Annotated in this window: 2 protein-coding genes; both read left to right on the forward strand. The window is 72.0% G+C overall.

Features of this window, described 5'->3' with window-relative positions; translation table 11 throughout:
- Positions 1-2: 2 nt before the first annotated feature.
- Complete coding sequence (locus tag NQU54_RS04650; protein ID WP_257629889.1) at positions 3-10,898, forward strand: non-ribosomal peptide synthetase; 10,896 nt, start codon at positions 3-5, stop codon at positions 10,896-10,898.
- Entirely contained in the window at positions 10,885-12,585 is a 1,701-nt protein-coding gene (locus NQU54_RS04655) for an ABC transporter ATP-binding protein (RefSeq protein WP_257629890.1), read from the forward strand. Before NQU54_RS04650 ends, NQU54_RS04655 begins: the two co-directional genes overlap by 14 nt.
- Positions 12,586-12,589: the final 4 nt, after the last annotated feature.

Here is a 12,589-nt window from a genome sequence, read left to right on the forward strand (position 1 = left end):
CGATGATGGAACCGAGCGCTCGTCTCGTACTGCTCACCCCCGCCCGACTGGCCGGCGTACGGCGGCGAGTCGGCGGCTACTCCGACAGGACCATCGCCGAAGCGTGCGCCATCGGGCTGTCGTACTGGGCGACGGGCGAAAGTCCCGAGGGCATCGACCTCACTCCCGGCACGCTGTTCGCCGATGTTCTCGGGTGGGTCGACAACGGCGGGGCCGGGCCCGCCGGTTGGCGGGTCGGCGCCGACGGCCGGAGCATCGCCGCCCCGGCAGGCGTCGCGCTCGCCGACGCCCAGCTCGCCCTCGACGACCTGGCCGACTTCCCGGACCGGCCCATCGGCACCATCGGCCCGGCAGGCATGGCCGCGCGGCTGGAGTCCCTGGCCGAGTGGAACGACACGCGGGCCGACCGGGACCGCCCGACCATCGTGGAGATGTTCCGCGAGCAGGCGCGGACCAGGCCGGACGCCGTCGCCATCGTCGACGAGCACAGGTCCCTGACGTACCGTCAGGCGGCCGCCATGTCGAGTCAGCTGGCCCACCATCTGATCGACCGCGGACTCGACCGCGAACAGGTCGTCGGCATCTCGCTGGACCGCTCTGCCGACATGGTGATCGGGCTGCTCGCCGTGGTCCAGGCGGGGGCCGCGTTCGTGCCGCTCGATCCGCGGTGGCCCGCCGCACGCCGCGCCGTCGTCATCGAGGACGCCGGGGTCGTCGTGCAGCTCAACCACTCCGGCGAACACGACCCGGGCGAACCGGAAGCCGTGGCCGTCGACCTCGGCGACTGGGGGTTCGGTGCCCACCCCACCGAGGGGACCGGAATCACCGTCCCCGGCGCGGCCCTGGCATACGTGATCTTCACATCCGGTTCGACCGGCCGGCCCAAGGGCGCGATGATCCGGCACGAGGCGATCAGCGAGCGCCTGCTGTGGCAGGTGAACGAGATCCTGGGCTTCGGCCACGACGACGCGTCGCTGTTCAAGGCGCCGCTGTCCTTCGACATCTCCATCAACGAGATCTTCCTGCCGCTGGTCTGCGGCGCCCGGCTGGTGGTCCTGCGGCCCGGCGGCGAACGCGACCCGCACCATCTGCTGAGCGTGATAGCCGAGCAGCGGGTCACCTTCACCTATCTGGTGTCGTCCATGCTGGACGTGCTGCTGGAGATGGCGGGCGACTCCGGCCGCCTCGACAGCCTGCGGCATGTGTGGTGCGGCGGCGAGGTGCTCACCCCGGAGCTGTACGAACGGTTCCGCGGCAAGCTGGACATCCCCCTGTACCACGGCTACGGTCCGGCCGAGACGACGATCGGCGTCTCCCATGTGATCTACCGGGGCGCGGCGGAACGCCTGTCCACCTCGATCGGCAAGGCCAACCCCAACACCCAGCTGTATGTGCTGGACGACGAACTGCGCCCGGTCCCGGTCGGGGTCGGCGGCGAGCTCTACGCGGGAGGGTTCCTCCTGGGGCGCGGATACGTGGGCGCGCCCGGCCTGACTGCGTCCCGGTTCGTCGCCAACCCCTTCGCCGACGACGGTTCCCGGCTGTACCGGACCGGTGACCTCGCCCGGTTCCACCCGGATGGATCGCTGGACTTCCTCGGCCGGGCCGACAACCAGATCAAGATCCGCGGTATGCGGCTGGAGATCGAGGACGTCGAGGCCGGTCTCGCGGAGCACCCCGGCGTACGGCACACCTGCGTCGTCGCCAAGCAGAACGCCGCGGGCGGCACCTACCTGGTGGGCTATGTGATCCCGGTGGCCGGGCGCAAGGACCTGCGGGCGGACGAGGTCACGGAGTGGGCCGGGGCGCACATGGTGGAGTACATGGTGCCCGCCCATATCGTGGTGATGGAGGAGTTCCCGCTCACCGCGAACGGCAAGCTGGACCGGCGCGCGCTGCCGGAGCCGGTGATCGGCGGGGGCCCGCTCGTCCCGCCCACCACGGAGGACGAGCGTGTGGTGTGCGCGGCGGTCGCGGCACTGCTGCGGCTCGACGAGGTCGGTGTCGACCAGGACTTCTTCCAGCTCGGCGGGGACAGCATCCTGGCGATCTCGCTGCTGAGCGCGTTGCGCGACGCCGGTCTCCATGTCACGGCACGGCAGATCTTCACCCACAGCACGGTGGGCGCGCTGGCGGCGGTGGCGAGCCGTGAAGAGGTTTCCACGGTGGACCACCGCGATGTCGCGACCGGTCCGGTCGTGGGATCGCCCATCGTGCAGTGGCTCGGCGAGACCACCGACGCGATCGACGGCTTTGTGCAGTCGGTGGTGGTGAACACCCCGGCGGACCTGACCACCGGCGCTCTCGACGAGATCCTCGCCGCCCTCGTCCGGCGCCACGACATGCTGCGCGCCAAGCTGGTGCGCGGCGACGGCTGGAGCTTCGACATCCCGGAGGCCGGCCGGGCCGTCGCCGGGTGGCAGCAGAGCGACCGGCCGCTGGAGGAGTGCGTCGCGCTCGCCACCGAGGGGCTGGACCCGGCGGGCGGGGTGATGCTGCGCGCCGTCTGGCGGCGCGAGGCACGGCAGCTGGTCCTGGTCGCCCATCATGTGGTGATCGACGGCGTGTCCTGGCGGGTCCTGATGGAGGACCTGGCCACGGCGTGGCGCCAGTTCGCCTCGGGCGCCCCGATCGAGCTGCCACCGGTGGGCACGTCGTTCCGGCGCTGGACACAGCTGCTGGAGCGCGCGGCGTTCGACGCGGACAGCGCCTACTACCGGCGCCCGCTGCCGGGTACGGACCAGCCGGTGGGCAGGCGCGCGCTGTCCGGCGACGACACCGTCGCGTGCGAGCGGGTCCGGACCCTCCCGGTCGGCCCCGGGGTCACGGCCGCGCTGCTGGGGGAGATTCCCGCGAAGTTCCACGCGGGCGTCAACGATGTGCTGCTCACCGCGCTCGCCGTCACCCTCGCCCGGTGGCGCCGCGACCTCGGACAGGACCAGACGTTCGCGCATATCGAACTCGAGGGGCACGGCCGCGAAGGGCGGTTCGTGGCGGGCTCCGCCGGTTTCGAGCCCGAACTCTCGCGCACGGTGGGCTGGTTCACCACCCTGTTCCCGGTCACCGTGGACCCCGGCGCGGCGGCCGACTTCACCGCCCCCGAATACCTGGCCGCCGCGCTCAAGGCCGTCAAGGAAGACCTCGCCCGGGTGCCGGACAACGGCGTCTCCTACGGTGCGCTGCGCTATCTGACCCGCACCGGGTTCGACTCGCCCGCACCGCAGGTGCTCTTCAACTACCTGGGCCGCTTCGATGCGGGCGAGTCCGGCGACTGGCAACTGTCCGGGCCCACGGGCCAGTTGGGGGAAAGGCGCGACCCGAGGATGCGCCTGCCGCGCGCCCTGGAGTTCAACGCCATCGCCGAACCCGCCCCGACCGGTGAGTACGAGCTGGTCACCACCGTCTCCTGGCCCGACGGGATGTTCACCGACGAGGACATCACGGCCATCGGCGAGTACTTCCGGGAGACGCTGACCGCCCTCGCCGGGCTCGACCGGGGCGGCCACTCTCCCAGCGACTTCGGCCTGGTCCGGCTCACCCAGGCGGACGTCGACGCCCTGGACGGCCCGGCGCTGCGGGACATCCTGCCGCTGACTCCGTTGCAGGAGGGCCTGTACTTCCATTCGGTCTTCGACGACGACTCGGCGGGCTCCTACGTCGAGCAGCAGTTGCTGAAGCTGGACGGGGAGGTGGACGCCGACCGGCTCGCCGCGGCGGCCACCCGGTTGCTCACGCTGTACCCGAACCTGGCCGCGCGGTTCGTGGCCCTGGCCGACGGTCGTGTGGTCTCCGTGCTGGAGGGCGGTGTTCGGGCGCCCTTCACCACACTGGACCGCCCCGGGATCACCGACGCCGAGATCCGCGAATACGCCGAGCGGGACCGGCGCACCGGGTTCGACCTGGCGACCGGCCCGCTGATGCGGTACACGCTCATCCGTGCGGGCTCCGGCCGGAACATCCTGGTGCAGACCGTGCACCACATCATCGCCGACGGCTGGTCGGTGCCGCCGATGCTCCGGGCGCTGCTGGCCGAGTACCACACGCCGGGGACCACGTACCCGATCGGCGGCTTCCCCGACTATGTGCGCCGGCTCGCCGGACGCGACGCCGAGGAGAGCGACCGGGTATGGGGCGAGCAACTCGCCGATCTGCCCGGCCCCTCGCTGGTCGCCGAGGGCCACACCCCGTCCGACCGGTTCGCCGACACCGCCGTGGAACCGGCCGACGACATCGACGCGGCCGTACGGTCGGCCGGGGTACCGCTGAGCGTGGCCGTGCACAGCGCCTGGGCGGTCACGCTGGGTTCCCTCCTGCACGGCCAGGACGTGGTGTTCGGTTCCACGGTGTCCGGCCGCGACGCGGACGTGCCCGGCATCGAGGACATGGTGGGTCTGTTCATCAACACCATCCCCGTACGCGCCCGTTGGGCCGCCACCACCACGGCACACGACCTCCTCGCCGCCGTCCGGGAACACCAGAGCGCGGTGCTGCCGCACCAGCATGTCTCGCTGGCCAGGATCGGCCGCCACGCCGGGGCGGGCGCGCTCTTCGACACCCTGGTGGTGTTCGACGTCGCGACCGACCCGGCCGCCCTGCGGCGCCCCGGCGACACACTGGTCATCACCGACATCGTCAACGAGGGCGCCCCGCACTACCCGTTGACACTGGTCGTCGAGCGCGTGGCCGACGGGCGTCCGCGCTTCAACCTGATCTACGACGGGGCACTGCTGCGGGAGGCGAGCGCCCGGACGATCCTGCACACGTTCACCCGAACCCTCACCGCTCTGCTCACCCGGCCGGACGCCCTGGTCGACGACCTGGCGCCCGGGAACGCCTCGCGTCCCGCGCCGATCAGCCCCGTGACCCTGGGCGCGCTGTTCGACGCCGCCGCCGACCGCGACCCGGCCGCCACCGCCGTCACCCAGTGCGGCCTCGACGGCGGCAGCCGGTCCCTGACCTACGGCGCACTGGCCGAGGCGAAGCACGAACTGGCCTCGGCGCTGCGCGCGGCCGGCGTCGGGCCCGGCACCCGCGTCGCCGTCGCCGTCCCGCGCTCCCTCGAACAGGTCGTCGCCCTGGTCGCGGTGGTCACGGCGGGCGGCGCGTATGTGCCGCTGGACCTGGCCCACCCGGACGAACGGCTGGAGTACATCCTCGCCGACTCCGCTCCGCAGGTGGTTCTGGTGGACGGTGAGCAGCGGGACCGCTTCACACGGATGCTGGACCGAGCGGGCGTGAGCGCCCGGGTGCTCGTGCGGGGAGACGAACCGCCGGCGGGGGACACGACCGGCCCCGAGCCCGGCTGGCACGACCCCGCGTATGTGATCTACACATCCGGATCGACCGGCCGGCCCAAGGGCGTCGTCGTCCCGCACTCCAGCGTGGTGACGCTGCTCGCGAACACCCGGCCCGAGATGGACTTCGGCCCGCATGACGTATGGGTCCAGTTCCACTCGTACGCCTTCGACTTCGCGGTCTGGGAGCTGTGGGGCGCGCTGGTCCACGGCGGTGAGCTGCTGGTGCCGGAGTACGGACTGACGCGCTCTCCGGTCGACTTCCACCGGCTGGTCCGCGAACGCGGTGTCACCGTGCTCAATCAGACCCCTTCGGCGTTCTACCAGTTCATCGAGGCCGACCGGCATGCCGATGAGCCGGTCACCGCACTGCGCCGGATCATCTTCGGCGGCGAGGCGCTGGATCCCGGGCGGCTGCGCGGCTGGGTCGAGCGGTACGGCACCGGCTCGCCCGAGCTGGTCAATATGTACGGCATCACCGAGACCACCGTCCATGTCACCCACCGGGTGCTGACCGACGAGGACTTCGGCTCCGGCGACGACGTCAGCCCCATCGGCGGCCCGATCCCCGGGCTGGTCACCTACCTGCTCGACGACCGGCTCCGGCCGGTGGCACCGGGCCGGGTGGGCGCCATCTACGTCGCCGGGGACCAGGTGTCGCTGGGCTATCTGGGCAGGCCGGGGCTCACCGCGGGCCGGTTCGTGGCCGACCCGTTCGCGGGCGACGGCTCCCGTATGTACCACACGGGCGACCTCGCCCGCCGCACGCTCGACGGCGATCTCGAGTTCACCGGCCGCGCCGACGACCAGGTTCAACTCAAGGGCTTCCGCGTCGAGTTGGGCGAGGTGGAGGCCGCGATCAGGGAACTCCCCGGCGTGGTCGACGCGGCCGTCACCGTGGCGGACACCGGTGACCACCTGGTCGCACACATCGTGGGCCGGGTGCCTCGCGATATCACCGGCCCGCTGTCCGCGAAGCTGCCCGCGCATATGGTGCCCGGCCGGAATCTGCCGGTCGCGGCCCTGCCGCTGACGGTCAACGGCAAACTGGACCGGAAGGCCCTGGCCGAGCGGGTCGCACAGTCCGCTGAGGACCAGGACCACACCCCGCAGGCCGGGAGTGATTCCGCGCTCGCCGCGCTCGTCGACATCTTCGCCGAGGCCCTGCCCGGCTCCGCCGTCGACGCCGACACCGACTTCTTCCGGGCCGGAGGTGACAGCATCGTCGCCATCACCGTGGTCAACCGGGCCAGGGCGCTCGGTCTGCCGATCGCGCCCAGGGACGTGTTCCTGCGCCGGACACCGCGCGCGCTCGCCGGGAACGTGGCGACGCGCCCGCCACGGGAGGCGGCCGCCACGCCGGCCCGCCACGGGGACGGCCCGCTGACGCCGACGCCGATCATCCTGCGGCAGCGCGAAATCGGGGGCTCGCTCGCCCGGTTCGCCCAGGCCAGGACGCTGGTGGCCGCCGAGGGCGTCACCTTCGCCGACATCGAGCGCGCGGCGAACGCCGTCGTGGCCGCACACCCGGTCCTCCGGCTGCGGCTGCGCGTCCGGCACGGGGTGTGGGAGCTGCGCACCGAACCCGAGCGTGAGATCACCGTCGTACGGGCGGACACGACCGACGCGACAGAGGCGGCGAACGAAGCAGCCGGACGGCTCGATCCGGAGTCCGGCCACATCATCGCGTTCTCATGGCTGGCGGCGAGCCGGACCCTGGTGGTCACCGTGCACCACCTCGCGGTCGACGCGGTGTCCTGGCTGATCCTGCTGGACGACCTCGCCACCGCCCTGCGCGGGGCGCCCCTGGCACCGCCGACCACGTCGTACGCCGAGTACGCCGAAGCGCTCACCCTCCAGTCCACCCATGCGATCGACGATCTCGGGCACTGGGCCACCACGCTCCGGGCTCCTGAACTGCTGCCCGCCCTCGGGGAGTCGCGCGAGACCACCGTCGTGCTCGCCCCCGATGTGAGCGACCGCGTCACGCGTACCGCGCCCGCCGCACTCGGCGTCGGCCTCACCGAATTGCTGTGCGGCGCACTGCGCACCGCGCTGACCCACATCCAGCCGTCGCCCACCGATCTCGCGATCGAGCTGGAGCGGCACGGCCGGGTCCCGGCGCTGGAACACCATGACTACACCCGTACGGTCGGCTGGTTCACCTCCATCGCGCCCGTGCGGCTCACGGCACACACCGACCCCGTGGCGGCGGCCCGCGAGATCGCCGAACGCCAGCCCGACGAGCGCGGGCACCTCGCCTACGGCCTGCTCAGATATCTCAACCCGCAGACCGCTCCGCTGCTGGAGACCCGCCCGCAGGTGCTGTTCAACTACCTCGGCCGGGGCGGTGAGTCCCAGGTGCCGCATATCACCGGCGGCGTGGGCAGTCCGTACGCCGTCGAGGTCAACGCGTGGACCGACGCGGCCACCGGCAGCCTGCACGCCGCCTTCACCCTCGCCGACGGCGTCCCCGACGAGATCACCGAGCACTGGCGGAGCGCGCTGGAGCACATCGCGGACGCCTCCGCGACGGCCGAGCGCACGGCACCGGTCACCCCGCTCCAGCGGGGCCTGTACTTCCAGGCCCAGATGGCCGGCTCGGCCGGACACTACGTGGCGCAGAGCTGGTTCACCTTCGACCGGCGCCTGGACACCGACGCCCTGTCCGAGGCCATGGCGCGGGTGATCGCGCGGCATCCGGTGGTGGGCGCCGGCTTCTCCACCGACGACGACGGAAACCCGGTCCAGGTCCTCACGCCGGGCCGGCGGGTCGATGTCCACACGGTGCGGCTGTCGACGGACGCGGAAGTCGAGGACCTGCGCGCCCGGGACCGCGACACGGGATTCGACCCCGGTGAACCGCCGCTGATCCGGCTGACCGTGGTGCGTCTGCCCGACGGCCGCGACGGCCTGCTGCTGAGCTACCACCTGCTGTTGTGGGACGGCTGGTCCCGCGCGATCGTGCTGCGGGACCTGTTCGACGCCTACCGGGCCGTCGTGGCGGGCGAGCCGTTCGACCCGGCCCCGGCCACCCCGAGCTTCGAGGACCACGCCCGGACGCTCGCCGCCCGGGACACCGCCGCGTCGGAACGCTTCTGGGCGGAGCGGCTGGCCGGTCTCCCCGGCCCGACGCTGCTCGCCGGACGGGCGCCGTCCCTCTCGGAGGAGCCGCCGCGCGCGCTCGTGCACACGCTGTCCGCCGAGGGGTCGGAGCTGCTGCGGGAGGCGGCCAGGGCGCACGGCGTCACACTGAACTCGGTGCTGACCGGTGCGTTCGGCCTCCTGCTGGGCGCCCACACGGGCCGTGGTGACGCCGTGTTCGGCGTGACCGTCTCCGGCCGTGAGGGCGAGGGGCTGGACGGCATCGTCGGGGTGCTCCTCAACACCGTGCCCATGTGGACCCGGGCCCGGCCGGACGACACCGTCGGGGAATACCTCTCCGCCGTGCAGACGGCCAGGGTCGAGGCGATGGACCACGAGCACCTCGGGCTCGGCGAGATCCAGCGGGCCACCGGGCATGACACCCTCTTCGACAACCTCTTCGTGCTCCAGAACTTCCTGGACCTGGACGGGCTCGCCGAGATGAACGCCCGGCACGGCATCACCTCGGTACAGGCAGACGACTCCACCCACTACCCGTTCACCTGGGTCGTCACGCCCGGCGACCGGCTCACGGTCAAACTGGAGTACCGCGACGAGGACACCGCGCACGCGCGGCGGCTCCTGGCGGACTACCTGCGGGTGCTCGACGACCTGGCACGCTCGACCGGACCGGTCGGCGCGCTGCCGGGGGTGGGGCCGCGGCCCCCGCGGGGCGAGCGTACGGACATCGGCACCGATACCGTCGTGGACCGGTTCGATCAGGCGGCGGACCGTGCCCCGGAGCGGATCGCGCTCGTCGCCCATGGCTCGGCCATGACCTTCGCCGAGCTCAGGGACCGCAGCCGCGCCGTGGCGGGTGTGCTCGCCCGGCGTGGCATCGGCCCCGGGGCCACCGTGGGTCTCGCGATCCCGCGCTCCCCGGACTCGATCGTGGCGCTGTTCGCCGTGTTGCGGGCCGGCGCCGCGTATGTGCCGCTGGAGCTGGACCACCCGGACGAGCGGATCGCCTCGATCGTCGCGGACGCCCGCCCGGACGTGCTCCTCACCGTGAGCGCGGTGTCGCCCCGGCTGACGGGCGACCTGATCGAGCTGGACCGGCCCCTGCCCGAGGCCGAGCCGTATCGGACGTTCGCGCCGGACGACCCGAACCGCCTGCGGCACCCCGCGTACACGATCTACACCTCGGGATCGACCGGGCGGCCCAAGGGCGTGGTGACCGAGTACGCCGGGCTCACCAACATGCTGATCAACCATCAGCGCCGGATCTTCGCGCCGGTGCTGGCCGAACACGGCCACCGGGTCTTCCGGATCGCGCACACCGTGTCCTTCGCGTTCGACATGTCCTGGGAGGAGCTGCTGTGGCTCGCCGACGGCCACGAGGTGCACATCTGTGACGAGGAGCTGCGCCGTGACGCCCCCCGGCTGGCCCAGTACTGCCTCGAGCACGGCATCGACGTCATCAACGTGACCCCGACCTATGCGCAGCAGCTGGTGGCGGAGGGCCTGCTGGACGACCCGGCACGGCGGCCGACGCTCGTCCTGCTCGGCGGCGAGGCCGTCACCCCGGCGCTGTGGCGGCGGCTCGCCGAGACCGAGGGGACGGTCGGCTACAACCTGTACGGACCCACCGAGTACACCATCAACACCCTGGGTGTCGGCACCTTCGAATGCCAGGACCCGGTGGTGGGCGTGGCCATCGACAACACCGAGGTGTATGTGCTGGATCCATGGCTGCGGCCGCTGCCGGACGGAGTCCCCGGTGAGCTGTATGTGTCGGGCATCGGCATCGCCCGCGGCTATCTCGGCCAGGCCGCCCGGACCGCGCACCGCTTCGTGGCGTGCCCGTTCGGCGCACCCGGCGAGCGGATGTACCGCACCGGGGACCTGGTGGTCCGCCGTCCCGACGGGAATCTGATGTACCTGGGCCGCACCGATCAGCAGGTCAAGATCCGGGGCCACCGGGTCGAACCGGGCGAGGTCGAGGCCGCGTTCGCGGCACACCCGGCGGTGCGGTTCGCCGCCGCGGTCGCCCAGCCCGATCCGCAGGTCGACGGCTCCCACCGGCTGGCCGCCTACCTCGTTCTGGACGGCGCCGACCTGGCGACGGTCGCCGCCGAGGCGGGCGCCGGGCTGCCGGACTTCCTGCGCCCGACGCACTACGCCCAGGTCGACAGCATCCCGCTGACGGTGAACGGGAAGGCCGACGCCAAGGCGCTGCCCGAGGCCAAACCGCTGGGCGCGCTGACCACGGCGGGGGAGCGGGGGCCGGAGACCGGGACCGAGACCGTGGTGTGCGAGTTCTTCGCCGAGGCACTGGATCTGGACGACGACGAGGTGAGCGCGGTGGGCGACTTCGTGTCCCTGGGAGGGCACTCCATGGTGGCGGTGCGGCTGATCGGGCTGCTCCGCCGGGAGTACGGCCCCGTGATCACGATCCGAGACCTGTTCACCCTGCGCACCCCGGAAGCGATTGCCCGTCACCTTGATGAAAACTCCTGACACCCAGCGGCCCCGACCGGGGTCCGACATCCTGCGCACCGCGCTGCGCCGCAACGTCCGCGCCATGGCCTCGGGCACCGTTCTGATGGGCCTGTACCAGGCCGGTGAGACCGCCTTCCCCATCGCGCTCGGCCTGATCGTCGAGCACACGATGCGGGACCGGAACCTCGGCGCGCTCGGCCTGTCGATTGCCGCGCTGGCGGTGATCATCACGACGGTGTCGCTGTCGTGGCGGTTCGGGATGCGGGTCCTCCAGAAGGCCAATACCACCGAGGCGCACCGCTGGCGGGTGAAGGTCGCCGCCTGCGGACTCCAGCCGGTGGCCAGGGGCACCGACCTGAAGTCCGGCGAGGTGCTGACCATCGCCACCGAGGACGCCGACCAGACCGCGGACATCATCGAGGTGGTGCCGCTGCTGGTCAGCTCGCTGGTGGCGGTGCTGGTCGCGGCGGTCGCGCTGGGTCTGGCCGACATCCGGCTCGGTCTGCTGGTGCTCGTGGGAACCGTCGCGATCCTGTCGATCCTGAGCGTGCTCTCCAAACGGATCGGCACCAGCACCCGTGAGCAGCAGGCCCGGGTGGCGCGGGCGGGGGCCAAGGTCGCGGACCTGATCACCGGCCTGCGCCCGCTGCACGGTTTCGGCGGCAACCACGCGGCGTTCCGGTCCTATCGGAAGGTCAGCACGGAGGCGAAGCACCAGGCGATCACCGTCGCCAAGGTGAACGGCGCGTACGCGGGCGCCGCGCTGGCCCTCAACGCGATCCTCGCCGGCGCCGTGACCCTGACGGCGGGCTGGCTGGCGTTCCACGACCTGATCAACATCGGGGAACTCGTCATGGCCGTGGGACTGGCGCAGTTCATCATGGAACCGCTCAAGCTGTTCTCGGAGATGCCGAAGTACATCATGATCGCGCGCGCGTCGGCCGAGCGGATGGCACTGGTGCTGACCGCGCCGCCGGTGATGAACCCGGGGCCGGAGCGCCCGGTCGAAGGGGGAGACCTCGAGATCGACTGCGTCCGGTACGGAGAGCTGCGGAATCTGGAATTCAAGGTGTCCGCCGGCGAGTTCGTGGCCATGACCGCCTACCAGCCCCGCGCGGCCGCCGAACTCGCGTCGATCCTGGCGGTGAAGGTGCCGCCCGACGCGTACGAGGGAGCCGTGCGGATCAGCGGGCGGGAGCTCGCGGAGCTGTCGGTCGAGGCGGTCCGCGAGCACATGCTGGTGAATCCGTACGACGGGGAGATCTTCGCGGGCACCCTGCGCACCAACATCGATCCGTCGGGCGCCGGCCGGATGGTCTCCGAGGCCGTCGAGGCGTCCATGCTGACCGATGTGGTCGCCCTCCACCGCGAAGGGCTCGACTACGGCGTCCGCGACCGCGGTGCGAACCTCTCCGGGGGGCAGCGCCAACGGCTGTCGCTGGCCCGCGCCCTCGCCGCGGACACCGATGTCCTCGTGCTGCACGACCCGACGACGGCCGTCGACGCGGTCACCGAACAGCTCATCGCGCGGGGCGTCGCGAAGCTGCGCCGGGGCCGCACCACCATCGTGATCACCAGCAGCCCGGCCCTCCTGGACGCCGCCGACCGGGTCCTCGTCCTGGACGACGGCGTCATCGCGGTCGAGGACACCCATCGGAATCTCCTCGCCACCGACGAGGACTACTGCGCGGCGGTGGCGCGGTGAACCA

Source organism: Streptomyces malaysiensis subsp. samsunensis (assembly GCF_024519315.1).
In the GTDB taxonomy this organism is placed as follows: Bacteria; Actinomycetota; Actinomycetes; order Streptomycetales; family Streptomycetaceae; genus Streptomyces; species Streptomyces malaysiensis.